The 17,532-nt window shown below is 42.0% G+C and carries 11 protein-coding genes; 10 read left to right on the forward strand and 1 reads right to left on the reverse strand.

Going from position 1 to position 17,532, the window contains the following annotated elements; translation table 11 throughout:
- Positions 1-117: 117 nt before the first annotated feature.
- Positions 118-873 carry an exodeoxyribonuclease III gene (locus DXA60_RS17235; protein WP_117922531.1) on the reverse strand — a complete coding sequence of 252 codons (756 nt, stop codon included), beginning with the start codon at positions 871-873 and terminating at the stop codon, positions 118-120.
- A 230-nt stretch (positions 874-1,103) separates the two neighbouring features.
- On the opposite strand from DXA60_RS17235, the gene DXA60_RS17240 reads away from it, so the two are divergent.
- The 10 genes from DXA60_RS17240 (at position 1,104) to DXA60_RS17285 (ending at position 17,408) form a co-directional block, all read left to right on the forward strand.
- Positions 1,104-2,879 (forward strand): ASKHA domain-containing protein, encoded by a 1,776-nt coding sequence (locus tag DXA60_RS17240; protein ID WP_117922532.1) that lies wholly within the window; start codon positions 1,104-1,106, stop codon positions 2,877-2,879.
- Positions 2,880-3,180: 301 nt separating this feature from the next.
- Positions 3,181-4,650 carry an ABC transporter permease gene (locus DXA60_RS17245; RefSeq protein WP_117922540.1) on the forward strand — a complete coding sequence of 490 codons (1,470 nt, stop codon included), beginning with the start codon at positions 3,181-3,183 and terminating at the stop codon, positions 4,648-4,650.
- 13 nt (positions 4,651-4,663) lie between these two features.
- Entirely contained in the window at positions 4,664-5,629 is a 966-nt protein-coding gene (locus DXA60_RS17250) for a carbohydrate ABC transporter permease (RefSeq protein ID WP_117922533.1), read from the forward strand.
- Between the two features lie 159 nt (positions 5,630-5,788).
- Complete coding sequence (locus DXA60_RS17255; protein WP_117922541.1) at positions 5,789-7,582, forward strand: hypothetical protein; 1,794 nt, start codon at positions 5,789-5,791, stop codon at positions 7,580-7,582.
- A 221-nt stretch (positions 7,583-7,803) separates the two neighbouring features.
- Entirely contained in the window at positions 7,804-8,427 is a 624-nt protein-coding gene (locus tag DXA60_RS17260; RefSeq protein WP_117922534.1) for a YesL family protein, read from the forward strand.
- 97 nt (positions 8,428-8,524) lie between these two features.
- Entirely contained in the window at positions 8,525-10,555 is a 2,031-nt protein-coding gene (locus DXA60_RS17265) for a beta-galactosidase (RefSeq protein WP_117922535.1), read from the forward strand.
- 30 nt (positions 10,556-10,585) lie between these two features.
- Complete coding sequence (locus tag DXA60_RS17270) at positions 10,586-12,067, forward strand: alpha-L-fucosidase (RefSeq protein ID WP_117922536.1); 1,482 nt, start codon at positions 10,586-10,588, stop codon at positions 12,065-12,067.
- Positions 12,068-12,213: 146 nt separating this feature from the next.
- On the forward strand, positions 12,214-13,908 hold the full coding sequence (locus tag DXA60_RS17275) for a sensor histidine kinase (protein ID WP_243006945.1): 1,695 nt from the start codon (positions 12,214-12,216) through the stop codon (positions 13,906-13,908).
- Positions 13,909-13,958: 50 nt separating this feature from the next.
- Entirely contained in the window at positions 13,959-15,701 is a 1,743-nt protein-coding gene (locus DXA60_RS17280; RefSeq protein WP_117922538.1) for an ABC transporter substrate-binding protein, read from the forward strand.
- A 78-nt stretch (positions 15,702-15,779) separates the two neighbouring features.
- Complete coding sequence (locus DXA60_RS17285; protein WP_117922539.1) at positions 15,780-17,408, forward strand: cobyric acid synthase; 1,629 nt, start codon at positions 15,780-15,782, stop codon at positions 17,406-17,408.
- Positions 17,409-17,532 lie beyond the last annotated feature (124 nt).

A 17,532-nucleotide genomic window follows, 5' to 3' on the forward strand; every position in this document is an offset into this window, starting at 1 on the left:
ACAACGGAACAAAAATTACTCCGGCTTTGCGCAAGACGCCACTCACAATCCCATGACACACCATTTGAGCGGGCGATTTATTTCATAAACAAATCAGTATTTGTAGGGCAATTCATTTTATAAGTCGATATCTAATTCTACCGGGCAGTGGTCTGAGCCGAAAATATCTGTATGGATCTTTGCACCGGTGAGTTTGTTTTTGAGCCGGTTTGATGTGATAAAATAGTCAATACGCCATCCGGCATTCTTTTCACGTGCCTTAAAACGATAAGACCACCAGGAATAGATCTGTTCCATATCCGGATAAAAATAACGGAAAGTGTCTGTAAAACCGGCGCCTAAAAGTTCTGTCATTTTTGCACGTTCTTCATCTGAAAAACCGGCATTTTTCCGGTTCGTTTTTGGATTCTTTAGGTCAATTTCCTTGTGTGCTACATTTAAATCTCCACAGAGAATGACGGGTTTTACGTCATCAAGTTTCTTTAAATAAGTACGGAAATCATCTTCCCACTGCATACGGTAAGGAAGACGTGCCAGTTCATTCTGTGAATTTGGTGTATAACAGGTAACCATATAAAAATCAGGGTATTCCAAAGTGATGACACGTCCTTCTTTGTCGTGTTCTTCGATACCGATGCCGTAGGTCACATTTAAAGGTTCTTTTCTGGTAAAAATTGCGGTGCCGGAATAACCTTTTTTCTCTGCGTAATTCCAGTACGAAAAATAACCGGGCAGTGGAAGGTCAATCTGTCCTTCCTGTAGTTTCGATTCCTGAATACAGAAAATATCTGCATCTATTTCATGAAAAAAATCAAGAAAACCTTTTTGAATACAGGCACGCAGCCCGTTGACATTCCAGGATATCAGTTTCATAGTAATCTCCATTCTACGTGTGAAAAATATCTTTTTTACACGAATCTCTATTTCTTTTTTCTGCAAAATATCATAGCATTATATTTTGTGCTAAACAAGGAAAATATGCAATTGCTGCTGACAAAACAGTGTATGTATATTGTTGATAACAGAAAGAAGTGGTGTTTCCATATTGTAGGGAGAATGGTATAATTTATTTCAATAAGTAAGTTCATGGCAGGTAGGAATTGATGAAACGAGTTTTTTTACAACAAAACCAGAACAGGACAGTGCTGGAACTATTGAGAGCACAGGGGGAATATTTAGATGCACCCTGCAATGGAAAAGGTACCTGTGGAAAATGTTGCATTATAATAGAAGAAATACAAAAAGCAGATCCACCCAAACCACGGGAAAAAGAAGTGTTTACAGAGAAGGAGTTAGAAGAAGGATGGCGTCTTTCCTGTATGACGATTCCATCAGGCGATATGTATGTGCGCATTCCAGAAGAAGGTGGGGAGCAGATGCATGTGCAGACTGAATTTATCCGTGGAAAAAAGGAAGCAGGTGATGGGCAAGGAGTATCTGTATGGGAAAAGGAAGATGCAGGGGACAGGCAGCCGGAATTTATCGAAAAAAAGAGAACAGAAGATAACCAGCAGATATCACTGGCTTTGGAAATGCCATTAGAGAGCGTAGATACAGAAAACTCTACATATGGCATTGCAATCGATATCGGAACGACCACGCTGGCAGGCGAGCTGATTTCACTTACGGATGGAAAATGCATAAATACAGCAGTGTGCGTCAATCATCAGAGAGCATATGGAGCAGACGTGATATCAAGAATCCGGGCGGCAGCGTCTGGTGACGCAGAAAATTTAAGACAGAGCATTTTAAAAGATATAAAAGATCTGGTAGGAATATTGCTTGCTGGGCAGAAAATGGATGAACAAAGCACACAAAGTGTCAGTAAGATCGTGATTGCTGGAAATACAACTATGTGCCATTTGCTGCTTGGGTATTCCTGTGCGGGACTTGGAATTGCGCCGTTTACACCGGTAAATCTTGCGCCGGAGAAGATGACTTGGAGCGAATTAACCGGAGAGTGTGAAGATGTAAAGAAAGGCATAAGTATTGGAGAATATGGAGATGGAGGAAACATCAGAAGCACTGGAGAGTATGGAGATGTCAGAAATAGTGGGAATATCGGAATAAACCAGTGTGCGGAAGTATACATCGTTCCGGGAATCTCTGCTTTTGTCGGAGGTGATATTACAGCAGGTATGATCGGATGCGATATGCGTCCGGATCAGTGTGAGATGCTGATCGATATCGGAACAAACGGTGAGATGGTCTTATCTGCGGGGGATCATTTCCTTGTATCATCCGTTGCAGCAGGACCTGCATTCGAGGGTGGAAACATATCCTGTGGAGTGCCGGGAGTATCGGGGGCTGTCTGCCGTGCAGTTCTGTTCGGAAAAGAAAATATGGTGACGAAAATGATTGGTGGCAAAACCGCGATCGGGTTGTGCGGAACAGGAATTATTGACGTGATGTACGAATTAGTGCGCCATCGTATCGTTGATACATATGGAACCCTGAAAGAGCCATGGTTTACCAAAGGGTTTCCGGTCGTACCCGGTAAAATCTATTTTACACAGGAGGATATCAGACAGATACAGATGGCGAAGGCAGCTATCTGCGCAGGTGTGGAAGTTCTGCTGCAGAAAGCACACATACCATATGAACAGATCAATCGGGTATATGTGGCAGGCGGATTTGGTACAGGTCTTGATATGGAAAAGGCAGTTGGGATCGGACTTCTGCCGTCAGGACTACGAGGAAAGCTGATTCCTGTCGGAAACAGCGCCTTAGAGGGCGCTGTCTGTTGCCTGACTGGCAAAAAAGAAAAAAATGGGCTGAAGCCAGAAAAAATTACAACGTTATCGAATGAAATCAATCTTGCAGACACAGAAGAATTTCAGAAGCTGTATGTAAAGCATATGCAGTTTCCATTTTACTGAAGTGAGAATAGAGTGTGAGGGGGGATTGGTTATAACATCATAAAATTCAGGTACGTCAGAAGATGATCAAAAGGACAGGGGTATTTATTAGAAAAAAATACCTCTATTTTTTTACATCTGATTTTCAATGACCAAAAATCAAGGTATATTTTATCAATTATTTACGGTATTTTAATTTTCTTCCCTTTTATATAATAAATACAACAAAAGCAGTTCGGAAATATTTTTTTTAAGGCAAAACTTAAACGTTTTCGAAAACCTCCGGATGCTGGAGAAAACCAAAAAGAAGGGAAAGGGAGAAATGAAAGAAACGGGCATTTCAAAAAACAAAAAAGCAGATGGCACCGGCGTTACAGATAAGTTATATCTTGTACTTCGGATCGCAGTTCTGTTTGCAGTCTTATTTATGTTCATACCTGGAATTAACCCAGCGCGAATCAGTGGAATGATCGGAAGAAACTTATCCTTGTTTACTTCCGGTATCTCATACTCATCACTGGCATCAGAGTTTGGACGTGCATTCCGAAAAGGATGGGTCATGAAGTCAACATTACGGCTTGACTCTGTATCTGCTCTGGTTACCTGTCTTGGAACAGCAGCGGTTGCAGTGGGAGGATGTTTATCACTTGGTAATCTGAAAATGAAAAAACTGAGCAACATCTTCACAGCGGCAGGAAGTGCAGTGATGATCCTCGGACTTGGTGGTATCGCACTTGCATACAGCCAGATCAGCAAAACGGAAAAACCTGGTAAGATAGAACCGATCTTTTCCAATGGCTTCTATGCAATCTTAATCGTTGCGATCATACTTTTAGCAGTTACATTGATTGTGATGGTAAAACAGCCGAAAGTTGAGGCAGGCGCAAAATATGAGATGGAAACAAAGTATCGTCTGTTTCTGATGTTGATGCCGTTTTTAGCACTGGCTGGTGTGTTCTGTTATCTGCCATTATGGGGTTGGAGATATGCATTCTTCGATTACAAAGTTGGTGATACCTTAAGCATGGATAACTTTGTTGGATTCAAATGGTTCACACAGTTGTTTAAAAATCCTGCAACGGTAAGAGATATCATCCGTGTTCTGAAAAACACACTTGCAATGAGTGGTCTTGGAATTTTGACAAGCTGGCTTCCAATGGCATTTGCAATTTTCCTCTGCGAGATTAAAAACATGAAGTTCCGCCGCGTCGTACAGACACTTACAACAGTACCGAACTTCATCAGCTGGGTTCTTGTATATGCAATCGCATTTTGTATCTTTTCTACAGACGGATTTGTCAGCAGTTTGATGGTAAATGCCGGAATCTGGAAAGAGGGCGTGAATATGCTGATGGGAGGCAGCCATGTATGGCTGCAGATGTTAGCATGGGGCTTATGGAAAGGAATCGGCTGGAGTGCAATCATTTATATCGCAGCGATTTCCGGTATTGACCAGCAGCTTTATGAAGCAGCAACGGTGGATGGCGCAGGCCGCTTCCAGAGAATGTGGAATATCACAGTGCCAAGCCTGATCCCGACATTCTGTGTATTACTGTTAATGTCAATCGCCAATATCTTAAGCAACGGTATGGATCAGTATTTAGTATTTGAAAACTCTACCAATACAAACGCTATTATGGTACTTGACCTGTATGTATACAAACTTGGTATCGGACAGGGACAGATCCCATTATCAACAGTAATTGGTATGGTAAAATCACTTGTCAGTGTAACCTTACTGTTTGGTGCAAACGGTATTTCAAAACTGATTCGTGGCGAGAGTATTGTATAAGGAGGCATAAGACATGGCAAAAACAGCACAGGAAAAGGCTGATTTAAAAGCCGAAAAGCTTTATGAAAAAACACATAAACGCAAATATCGCTTAAAACCCGGCGATGTCGTATTTAACATTTTAAACTACCTGTTTTTTACATTATTTACAATCGCATGTATATTCCCGTTTTATTACCTGTTCATCAATACGATCAGTGATAACGATCTGGTAATCAGGGGTGTGATCAACTTCGTACCGAGAGGAATCCATCTGGATAACTATACAGCTCTGTTAAACGTAAGTGACCTTTCAAGTGCATTGATCGTATCATTGTCAAGAACAGTACTTGGTACAGCACTTATGGTTGCAGCATCAGGATTTATCGGTTATCTGGTAACAAAAGATGAAATGTGGGGCAGAAAATTCTGGTACAGATTCCTTGTGATCACCATGTATTTTAATGCAGGTCTGATCCCATGGTTCTTAAACATGCAGATGTTAGGACTGACCAATACATTCTGGGCATACATCATTCCTGGTATTGTGGCACCATATAACATCATTTTGGTAAAGACGTACATAGAGTCTATTCCGGCAGAACTCGAAGAGAGCGCACAGATCGACGGAGCAAGTTTCTTTACCGTATTTCGTAAGATCATCTGGCCGCTCAGCAAACCGATCCTTGCAACGATTGCGATCTTTGGTGCAGTTGGCCACTGGAACTCCTTTACGGATTCCCTGATTTTAATGACATCTGCTCCGAAATTATATACGTTACAGCACAGACTTTACATTTACTTAAATCAGGCATCCAACTTAAGTGCATTGATGGAGTCCGGTGGAGCTGTCAGCGAGGCTGTTCTTAAATCAGCAATGAGTGGAAAAGTTATCAAATATACGATTTCCATGGTAACCGTAATTCCGATCTTAGTCGTATATCCATTCATGCAGCGTTACTTTGAGAAAGGTATCATGTTAGGTGCCGTAAAAGGTTAAAGAGGTGTTAACCGCGTGGTGCGGAATCAATATAACACAAAACAAGGAGTAAAATCCTCTCCTCACCAAAGGACTCGGATTTTGCTTCGCAAAACAAGGAGTAAAATCCTCTCCTCACCAAAGGGTTCGGATTTTGCTTCGCAAAACAAGGAGGATTATATGAAAGCTAAAAAAATTGTATCACTGCTTTTGGTAGCTGCGATGACAGTTTCCATGGCAGCCTGTGGGGGAAATGATCAGGCAAGCAACACAAAAAATGACACAGCAGCAGATAATGCTGTGGACGAAGCTGGCACAGAGACTGGAGACGCTTCTTCCGATGAGGCGGATGCTGAGGATCTGGCAGACATCATTCCGGAGGAGACAGTAACTCTTGATGTATTCGACCAGTTAGCAAACTATTCCGGAGAGCAGATCGGCTGGTTCGGTCAGATCATGTTGGACAAATTCAATGTAAAATTAAATATCATTCCGGATTCCGACGGTGTATATGAGACACGTATGGAGTCAGGAAATCTTGGAGACCTGGTTCTCTGGGGAAATGACTCCGATGAGTATCAGCAGGCAGTGAACAAAGGAATGCTCTTTGACTGGAATGAGGATGATATCTTAAGCGATTATGGTCCATACATCAAACAAAACATGCCGTATGCATTACAGAAAAATGCAGACCTTTCCGGCGGTACGGTTTATGGATTCGGATTTGATGTTGCAAGAGATGCAACAGCACGTCAGGATTTCATGTATACCTGGGATTTAAGATGGGATCTTTACAAAGAGTTAGGATATCCTGAGATCAAAACATTAGATGATATGGTAGATGTATTGGGTCAGATGAAAGAAATCTGCCCGACAGATGATAATGGAAAAACAACTTACGGTGTTTCCTTATTTAACGATTGGGATGGAAATATGGTAATGTTCGTAAAATCAACGGCAACTGCTTATTATGGATATGATGAATTCGGTTTTGGTCTTTATGATCCGGAGGAGCAGGTATTCCATCCGGTGTTAGAGGAGAATGGACCTTATCTTACATGCTTAAAATTCTATAACAATCTGTTTCAGAAAGGATTACTTGATCCTGACTCACAGACACAGGGATATGATGGTATGCAGGAAGATTACCAGAACGGTGGAGCATTCTTAAATGTATTCAACTTCTTAGGTTCTACTTTCTACAACTCAGATTCACATGCACAGGAAGGAAAAGCAATGTATCCTTGCCCACCGGAAGATGCAACCCCGATCTGCTATGGTCAGAATATCTATGGTGGAAACCGTATCTGGTCTATCGGTGCTAAGACAGAGTATCCGGAATTGTGTATGGCTATCTTAAACTGGTTATCTACTCCGGAAGGACGTATGACAGCTGAGTATGGTCCAAAGGATGTCTGCTGGTACTATGATGAAAATGGAAAAACACAGTTTACAGATTTAGGACGTGCAGCTAAGACAGATATCAGCACACAGATGTCTGATGGTTACAGCGGAACATTTGATGATGGTTCCTTTAAAATGAACAACACAACATGGGCACTTGATTCCTTAAATCCTGATTCAAACGGTGAGACATACAACTATCGTAAATGGGCTAGTTTTGCAACAGATGCAAATTCTGACATTGAGCAGGATTGGAGAGATAAGACCGGTTTTGCAACAGCAGATGAGTACATGGGATCAAGACCTTACAAACTTTCTCTTGGTACAACATACTCTGAGTCTGTAAAATCTGATGAGTTAAATGTATTATGGACACAGGTTGCTGAGTGCATCAAGACAAATTCATGGAAAGCAATCTATGCTAAGACAGATGCTGAATACGACCAGATCGTTTCTGATATGATCTCTCAGGCAAAAGATTACGGCTATGATGAGTGTATCGCATTCCAGGAGAATGAAGCATCACTTAGAAAAGCAGCTGAGGACGCAGTAAAAGAGACAATCAAATAACGATGTGATGAAAAACAATAGATGGCATGTTATGTAAAGACGTCTGTTGTTTGAAAAGACAGACCTGAGCAAAGGATCCGGACAAAACGTCCGGATCGCCCCGGTCTGTTTTCATCATACTGGATATATTTGTAAAAATCCTGTATGATGAAAGCAGATCAGACAGAAAAAATAAATAAAAGAGAGAAGTGTATTTACAGCACTCTGGATCGGAGGAAAAGATGAAATTTTTCAGTGTGGACAGTCCGTTATACCGTTTTTTGAGCAGATTGTTAGATATTTTAAAATTAAATTTTTTGTGGATTCTAGGAAGTATACCAATTTTTACGATCGGTGTATCAACGACAGCAGCAATGTCAGTTGCACTAAAATTAGCGGATGATGAGGAAGGTTATATTGCAAAATCTTATTTTGAGGCATACAAGGCAAACTTTAAGCAGGGAGTTCCGATGGGACTGATCTTTCTGATTGCGTGGTATGCGGTGTATCTTGATTTCCAGCTTTTTGGAGCGGTGAAAAACAATCCGGTCATTTTGCTGATCATTGGTATGGTCTCCGTATTTCTTGTAATCATTGCGATGATCTATGCATTTCCGCTGTTGGCAAGATACGAAAATACAGTGATCCGTACCATTCAGAACTCTATGGATATTTCAAGAAAATATTTTGGAAAAACGCTGATCTTAGTGATACTTGTTGCTGCGGAAGTGCTGATTTTCCAGTATAATTCCACGATGATATTCCTTGGAATCTTATTTGGCCCTGGATTTATCATTTATACGGTTGCAGCAGTGAGTAAACGTATTTTTCTGCAGATCGAGCGTGTGAATCGTGAGGGTGAATAAGAGATTGTCAATTTTTGGACAGTTCACTATTTAAAAAAGCAGATAAAATATATTTATAGGCAATGAAAAAATATAAAAAGGCAAGAGGAGTAAAGAGATGATCGAGAGCAGCAAAGTACATAAAATTTTATACGGCGGAGACTATAATCCGGAGCAGTGGCCGGAAGAGATCTGGAAAGAGGATATGCGCATGTTTAAACTGGCGCATATAGATGTTGTGACTTTAAATGTGTTTAGCTGGGCAGCATTGCAGCCGGATGAAGTTACCTATGATTTTTCCAAACTGGATAAGATCATGAAATATGTAAAAGAAAACGGATTAAAAGTCTGCTTTGCAACCTCAACAGGTGCGCATCCGGCATGGATGGCAAGAAAATATCCGGATATCCTGCGTGTGGAGCATAACGGTATGAAACGTAAGTTTGGAGCACGTCATAATTCCTGCCCAAACAGTCCGACCTACCGGAAATATTCCGTGGCACTGGCTGGAAAACTTGCAGAGCGTTATAAAGATTATGACAATATCGTTGCATGGCATATTTCCAACGAATATGGCGGAGAATGTTATTGTGAAAACTGTGAAAAAGCATTCCGTGTATGGCTGCGCAAAAAATATAAGACGATCGATGAGTTAAACCGTGTGTGGAATACTTGTTTCTGGAGCCATACATTTTATGACTGGGATGATGTCGTTCTGCCGGATATGCGTTCGGAAGAATTTAACTGGGATGGTATCCGCACAAACTTCCAGGGAATTTCGCTCGATTACCGCAGATTTAATTCAGACAGTATTTTAGACTGTTATAAGTTAGAGCGTGATACGGTAAAAGCATATACACCGGACGTTCCGGTTACCACGAATCTGATGGGATTTTATCCGTCATTAGACTACCAGAAATGGGCAAAAGAGATGGATTTTATTTCCTGGGACAGCTATCCGTCATTTGGGGCAGAAACAGAAAACAATGCGATGGCGCATGATCTGATGCGCGGGTTAAAGGGCGGAAAACCGTTTGCACTGATGGAGCAGACACCGAGTGTGAGCAACTGGCATACTTATTGTGCCCTGAAACGTCCGGGTGTGATGCGTTTATACAGCTATCAGGCAGCAGCGCATGGAGCAGACACGGTCATGTTTTTCCAGATGCGCAGAAGCATAGGTGCCTGTGAAAAATATCATGGTGCAGTGATCGACCATGTTGGTAATGAAAATACAAGGGTATTCCGTGAGATTACGGCGCTTGGGGAAGAACTTGAAGGACTTTCGGATACATTGCTTGGCGCACGTACTCCGGCAAAAGTGGCAATGGTGTTTGACTGGGATAACTGGTGGGCAACCGTGCTGTCCGCAGGACCAAGCCGATGCATCAATTATTATGAAGAAATCTATCAGTATTATAAAGCATTGTTGAATCTTCATATTCCGATGGATTTTGTTGGTGTGGATGATGAACTGTCCGGTTATAAAGTTGTGATCGCACCGATGTTATACATGTGTAAAGACGGTTATGATGAAAAAATCCGTGCATATGTCAAAGAAGGAGGTACATTTGTAACTTCCTATTTCAGTGGTTATGTGGAAGATCATGATCTTGTTATTACAGGCGGATACCCGGGCAGACTGCGCGATATCTTAGGCATCTGGGTGGAAGAATCCGATGCCATCCCGGAGGGGAATGTCGGAATGAAACACACTTTTGCATACAAAGATGTCACTTACCCGGCTGAAGTACTCTGTGACCTCTTACACACCGAAGGTGCAGAAACGCTTGCCGTTTATGACAATGATTTTTATGCCGGAATGCCGGTACTGACCTGCAATTCCTTTGGAACAGGAAAAGCCTGCTACGTTGCAACCCGTTCAGACGGAGAGTTTTACCGTACCTTCCTGACGGATATCCTGAAAGATGCCGGTGTCGAGGCTCTCGCTTCAGGCAGCGAAAAAGTAGAAATCACCCTCCGCGAGAACAAAAATGGCAGCTTCTTATTCCTCTTAAATCCAACGGATGAACCACAGGAAGTAACGCTGAAAAAAGCCGGAACCGACCTGCTCGGTAAAGCAGATTACCAGGCAGGAGAAAATATTGTGCTTGAACCTAAAGCAGTTGCGATCATCCAGAGTAAGTAGATTTTTTCAAAAAGAAAAGGAAAGTATATCATGTCAGAGCAGAAAGAACAACAACTTCTTGAAACCGTAGACCGCATCATTGCAGAAGGACCGTATCAACCCACCTGGTCCTCCCTGATGCAGGCAAAAACCCCGGACTGGTTTAAACAAAACCACTTTGGAATCTTCATCCACTGGGGTGTTTACAGCGTTCCTGCAAACTCTAATGAATGGTATCCGAGGAACATGTACATCGAAGGAATGCCTGCATATGAACACCATGTAAAAACTTACGGAAGCCAGAAAAATTTTGGTTACAAAGATTTTATTCCAATGTTTCGTGCTGAAAAATTTAACCCTGCAGAATGGGTAAAATTATTTAAAGAGGCTGGTGCCGGTTATGTATTTCCGGTTGCGGAACATCATGATGGATTTCAGATGTACAAAAGCGGACTGTCCCACTGGAATGCCGCAGAGATGGGACCAAAGAGGGATGTGCTTGGGGAACTGAAAGAAGAAATCGAAAAACAGGGTATGATGTTTTGTGCATCTTCCCACCGTGCAGAACACTGGTTTTTCTTAGGGCATGGAAAAGAATTTGACAGTGATATCAGAGAACCTCTGCAAAAAGGAGATCTGTACTGGCCGTCTATGCCGGAACCGGATGCGGAAGATCTTTATGGAGAACCATATCCGACGGAAGAATTTTTAAATGACTGGTTAGCACGCACCGCAGAACTGATCTTAAATTATCAACCATCGCTGCTTTATTTTGACTGGTGGGTACAGCATCAGGCATTTAAGCCATATTTAAAGAAGATTGCAGCATTTTATTATAACTGTGGCATAAAATGGGGCAAAGATGTAAAAATCTGTTATAAACATGATGCAATGATGTTTGGCAGCGGTATTGTAGAAGTAGAACGAGGTGGTTTTGCGGAGGCAAAGCCGTATGAATGGCAGACAGATACGGCGGTAGCAAGAAATTCCTGGTGCTATACAGATACGTTAGATTATAAGAGCAGCAATGAGATCATCTGTACGCTTGTTGATGTGGTCAGCAAAAACGGAAATCTTTTACTGAATATCGGTCCAAAAGCGGACGGAACCATACCGGATGGCGACCGTGCGATCTTAGAAGACCTTGCAGGATGGATGAAAGTAAACAGTGAAGCCATCACGGGGGCAAAGGTATGGAGAAAATCCATGGAAGGACCTACTGTAACGGCAGAAGGGCAGTTTCAGGATCAGAAAGAACTGAAATTTACAGACAGAGATTATCGTTTTACGATTAATCATGGAAATATTTACGCAATTGCGTTACAATGTCCTAAAGATGGTGTTTTCTGTATCCATTCACTTGCAGACAGCAGTGACCAGAATGTACCGGAGTTTCATGGCGTCATTGATTCGGTGGACATTTTAGGATATGACGGTAAGCTGCAGTGGTCTGTTGATGGGGAGGGACTTCATGTCACAGCACCCGGAATAAACAGCAGATTTCCGGTTATAGTACGTGTTTGCCCGGAATAAATAGTGGGAAATGCCGGCCTGACTGAAAGACAAACGAAAGGTGTAGAAATATGAGTTTGTTTGCCCGGATAAAAACGTTTATAGGTAACTTAAGACTGCGGGAGAGAATGCTCTTTATATATATTGCGGGAGGAATTCTGCCGATCTTGTTATTGGATATTTATACTTATCAGAATACAAGAACGGTACTGATCCAGAAAGCAAAGGAAAGCGAGATGGATGGACTGAATATGATCGCAGATTCCATGAGCGAAAGTATGTCCGTCATCTCTGATATTTCCAAACAGATGTACTTTGATGAAAAGATCGAGCATATCGCATTTCATCAATATGAAAATTATTCAGAGATTCTTGCAGATTACAGAGACTATGATACCATTTCTGATTATCTGAAATATTATTATCATGAAATTTCAAGTATCACATTGTATCTTAATAATGATACAATTTCCAATAATGAATATTTTGTACATGTAGACCAGGAGATCGCAGAGAAACCATGGTACCAGAATACATTAGATCTGGATGGAAAGCCTTACTGGTCTTATTCGTATGATTCGCTCAAACGCAAAGATTCCCTTCGGATGTCAAGACTTTTATATACAAAGGATATGGAGCCAGTCGGTGTACTTGCGATAACCATGCAGTATAAGCGTACAGAACTGCCGGTGCAGGAGCGGACACAGGATACTTATTTAGTGTATGATGATACTGTGGTTTTACATCGCAATGAAAATAACCGTGATACAGATGAGATGATTCTGTTATTAAAGCAGATCAAAGATGATACTTATTCCGGAAAAGTACGTTTTCAGGGCGAAGATACCTGTCTTTTATCGACAGTGCGGGTAAAACCGGATTATTCTGATGATTATTATACGTTAGTAAGTGTATGTCCATATGAGGAGATTGCCGGATCAGCAGCACGCAGTGCGTTGGGAAGTCTTGTGCCGCAGCTTGTATGTGTGGCATTTGGACTTGGAATCATTTTAGCATTTTCCAATCAGTTCAGTGCAAGGGTAAATACGTTCCGTCTCCAGATGCACAAGGCGGCAACCGGAGATTTTAATATTACAGAAGATATCGGCGGTGAGGATGAAATCACAGATCTTTATCGTGATCTGAAGGTTATGATCGATTCTATCCAGGAACTGATGAATAATGTGATCAAGGAGCGTGTGCAGAAAGAACAGGTCAATGCAAGGCAGAAAGAAGTGGAATTTAAGATGCTTGCAAGCCAGATTAATCCGCATTTTTTGTATAATACGTTGGAGACGATCCGTATGCAGGCAAGGATTCACGATCAGCCGGATATCGAAGAATTAGCAAAAATGCTTGCAAAGATCATGCGGAGAAATATTCAGGTAAGCAATACATTACAGCCGTTAAAATCAGAATTGAAGTTAGTCGAGTATTATCTGAAAATACAGGATTACCGTTTCCATGACAGGATTCATTACAGTATTGAGACGGAGGGAGATATCAGTTCACTGAAGGTTATGCCGCTATTGATCCAGCCCTTTGTGGAAAATGCATTTGTGCATGGACTTGAGGCAAAGGAAAGCGGGGGAGAAATCGTGATCAGGGTTGAAGTGAGATCCCATCTGTGGATTACAGTATCAGATAATGGATGCGGAATGTCCATGGAAAAACTAGACGAAGTGCGTAAGGCGTTGAATGATTTTGACAATCTTGACCGGACGCATATCGGAATCTGTAATGTCAATCAGAGAATTAAACTTCAGTATGGGGAGAATTACGGAGTAGAATTTGAGAGTAAGACAGGAGCAGGAACGAAAGTCAGTATCAAACTTCCGGTTCTGACGTCGGAAATTGAGTAATGAAATATTACATTCTGAAAATGAGAAAATAATTTAAAGGGGCAGGATATATGGGAAGGAGTTTTTTATACAAAGATATAGGTAAAACTTTTGTATGTAAATATTTTGCATGCAATAGAACAGTGTGCAGCAGGATCGTAAGTGGTCTTATCACAGGCAGTCTGCTGATGGGGTTATATGGCTGTGGTGCCACAGAAAATACAACTGTTTCAGACACACAAAAGCAGGAGAGCAGTCAGGAAGATTTAGAACCGGTTACATTTACATTTTATAATGCGGACGGGATGGAGGACACATGGACAGATCCTGTCGCACAGAAAATAACAGAAAAGACAGGTGTTACGCTAAAGATGGATTACCCTGCGGATGCCAGTGATAACCGTATTGCGCTGATGGTTGCAACCGGGGAATATCCGGATCTTGTGTTTGCAAAAGGGGATGCTCCGACATTGATCCAGAATGATGCATTGATTGATATGTCAGATCTGATCGATGAGTATGGTCCTAATATTAAAAAATTGTATGGAGATGAGTACGAAAATCTGCGTTATTCCAGTGATGATCCATCTATTTACCAGTTATGCAGTGACAAGGTGCAGGAAGAAATATTGGAAACATCAGGGACAGCCCAGCTCCAGTGGGCGGTATTGCAGGAAAACGGGTATCAGATACCATATACATTAGATGAATATACACAGATGATCCGTGACTATATGGTAAAATATCCCACTATTAATGAAAAACCGACCATCGGTATTTCCATTGCATGTTCTGACTGGCACTGGTATACGATGTTGTCTAATCCGTCCGGGTTTATCGCAAATGGTTCGCCGGATAATGGTCAGTGGATCGTGGATGAGGACAAGGAAGAAGTATATTATAAGCATGCAGCGGATGGACAGAAAGAATATTATGAATGGCTGAACGAAATATATAATGAAGGAATTTTAGATCCGGAATTTGCCACACAGACACACGAAGATTATATTATGAAGATTGCAGACGGCAGGGTGCTTGGACTGCTGGATAAAGACTGGGATTATGCAAATGCGGAGGTATCTTTAAGATCGGAAGGACAGGACGAGCGGACTTATGCGGGACTTCCGGTTACGATTGATGAATCTGTAAAATGCCCGTCTTTAAAGCAGAGAAGTCTGGCAGTCGGCTGGGGAATCGGTATTACGAAAAGCTGTAAAGATCCTGTACGGGCGGTCAAATTTCTGGACTGGATATGCAGTGATGAGGGACAGATCCTTCTGAACTGGGGAATCGAAGGAGTTAACTACTATTATGATGAAAATGGAAAACGCTGTATTACGGAGGAAGACCTTGAGGTATCGAAAAGTGATACGAATTATTCGGAGCGCACAGGAGTTGGCTTCCGTGTATATCCGTTTCCAAGTTATGGAAATGAGGCAGTTGATTCTACCGGCAATTCATACAGCAAGAGTTCAAGAAATGTGGTAAAGGAAAGTTATGATGAGATGGAAAAAGAGGCATTAAAAGCATGGAATGCAGATATGCTGATCGATATTTTCCCACAGAAAGAAGAATTTGAAAAAGAAAATTATTCACCGCTCTGGTCTTTGACACTGCCGGATGAGCTGAATCAGATATTAAGTAATCTGAATGACATAGCATGGAAAGGACTGATCGACTGCATTGTCTGCAAACCGGAGGATTTTGATGCAAAATGGGATGAGATGCAGCAAAAATTAAAAGCTGTCGGTCTAAAAAAAGCAGATCAGGAAATGACCGCGTTACTGCGGGATGAGATCAGCCGCCGAGAGTAGATGGGTAAATGCGAAAGAGTCGCAAGCACCTCTTTGCTCTAAAAAGAAAATACAGGGATAGGAAAGAGAAATAAATTTATGGCAAAAAGAATCATGATTCAGGGAACAATGTCAAATGCTGGGAAAAGCCTGCTTGTAGCAGGTTTATGCCGCATTTTTAAGCAGGACGGTTACCGTGTGGCACCATTCAAATCCCAAAATATGGCACTCAACTCTTATATTACCGAAGAGGGACTTGAGATGGGGCGTGCGCAGGTCATGCAGGCAGAGGCAGCAGGGATAAAACCGCAGGTCTGCATGAATCCGATTCTTTTAAAACCAACGAATGATACAGGCTCCCAGGTGATCGTAAACGGCGAAGTGCTTAAAAATATGAAGGCACGGGATTATTTTGCGTATAAAAAGAAACTGATCCCGGATATTTTAAAAGCATATCAGACGTTAGAGCAGCAGGCTGATATCATAGTGGTCGAAGGAGCCGGCAGCCCGGCAGAGATCAATCTCAAAGAAAACGATATTGTAAACATGGGGCTTGCAGAGTTATTAGACGCACCGGTACTGCTCGTCGGGGATATTGACCGTGGTGGTGTATTTGCACAGCTGATCGGTACATTAGTTTTGTTAGAAGAAAAAGAACGGGAACGCATTAAAGGACTTATCATCAATAAGTTCCGCGGGGATGTGTCGATCTTAGATCCTGGTATACAGATGTTAGAGGAAAAAGGCGGGATTCCGGTTACCGGAGTCGTGCCTTATATGCATTTAGTACTTGAAGATGAGGACAGTCTGTCAGACCGGTTTACGGATCACGAGGAAAAGGCAGTTGATATTGCAGTTATCCGTTTTCCGCGTATTTCCAATTTTACGGATTTCATGGTATTTGAATCGATCGAAGGTGTTTCTGTCCGCTATATAGATACACCGGAAAAGCTGCATCAGCCTGACATGATCATTCTGCCGGGCAGCAAAAATACGATGGGTGATTTAAAATGGATGCGTCAGAATGGTCTGGAAGCTGCCATAAAAAAGCATGCGAAAAATCAGGATGCCGTGATCTTTGGAATCTGCGGCGGCTACCAGATGTTAGGAGAGTGTATTGCAGATCCTTATGGTGTTGAGGAGGGCGGTATGCTGCGCGGCATGGAACTTTTGCCGATGGTAACAGAGATGGAACAGGAAAAGACGAGAACACAGGTGGACGGGGAATTTGAAAAACTTTCCGGTGTGCTGTCTGTACTGTCCGGCATGAAGCTGACGGGGTATGAGATTCATATGGGAGCGAGCAGCCGAACGGATTTTACGGAAAATGAGATGGATATGGCTGCTGCAGATCCGTGTCAGAGAGCGAGAGCTGAAATTCTGCAGAAATCACAAAAACAGCAGGAAATGCAAAGCCGGAAAACCAAATTGCGGAGATATCACAATGAAAATCTGTGCTATATTACAGATCAGAATGGAATGAAAAAGACAGATGGAATATGCAAAGGAAACATCTATGGTACGTATGTCCACGGTGTATTCGATGCAGACGGTATCGCCGCAAAGATCGTGGAAGCACTGGCAGCAAAAAAAGGAATTTCCATGGAGACAGCAACACTGCAGAGTTATCAGGAATTTAAGGAAACGCAGTATGATAAACTTGCTGATACACTGCGGGAATATTTGGATATGGATGCGGTGTATCAGATGATGGGAATGGAACGGTAAATTATCTGACAGAGAAAATTTGTTTGTTGCTGAATACAGGAAACTGTCCTATAATAAACGATAGCAGAAATAAATAAAAATGCTGGTTTGCGGGTGACATGAGTTTCCTCGTGTAGGGTGGTTC

The sequence above is a fragment of the Roseburia sp. OF03-24 genome, from assembly GCF_003463035.1.
GTDB classification, from domain to species: domain Bacteria; phylum Bacillota; class Clostridia; order Lachnospirales; family Lachnospiraceae; genus Roseburia; species Roseburia rectibacter.

Excerpts from the sequence above, each read along its gene's own strand:
- DXA60_RS17280 (WP_117922538.1), top strand. The coding sequence starts at position 13,959 with ATGGGAAGGAGTTTTTTATACAAAGATATAGGTAAAACTTTTGTATGT.
- DXA60_RS17255 (WP_117922541.1), top strand. The coding sequence starts at position 5,789 with ATGAAAGCTAAAAAAATTGTATCACTGCTTTTGGTAGCTGCGATGACA.
- DXA60_RS17260 (WP_117922534.1), top strand. The coding sequence starts at position 7,804 with ATGAAATTTTTCAGTGTGGACAGTCCGTTATACCGTTTTTTGAGCAGA.
- DXA60_RS17285 (WP_117922539.1), top strand. The coding sequence starts at position 15,780 with ATGGCAAAAAGAATCATGATTCAGGGAACAATGTCAAATGCTGGGAAA.
- DXA60_RS17270 (WP_117922536.1), top strand. The coding sequence starts at position 10,586 with ATGTCAGAGCAGAAAGAACAACAACTTCTTGAAACCGTAGACCGCATC.
- DXA60_RS17245 (WP_117922540.1), top strand. The coding sequence starts at position 3,181 with ATGAAAGAAACGGGCATTTCAAAAAACAAAAAAGCAGATGGCACCGGC.
- DXA60_RS17240 (WP_117922532.1), top strand. The coding sequence starts at position 1,104 with ATGAAACGAGTTTTTTTACAACAAAACCAGAACAGGACAGTGCTGGAA.
- DXA60_RS17235 (WP_117922531.1), bottom strand. The coding sequence starts at position 873 with ATGAAACTGATATCCTGGAATGTCAACGGGCTGCGTGCCTGTATTCAA.
- DXA60_RS17265 (WP_117922535.1), top strand. The coding sequence starts at position 8,525 with ATGATCGAGAGCAGCAAAGTACATAAAATTTTATACGGCGGAGACTAT.
- DXA60_RS17250 (WP_117922533.1), top strand. The coding sequence starts at position 4,664 with ATGGCAAAAACAGCACAGGAAAAGGCTGATTTAAAAGCCGAAAAGCTT.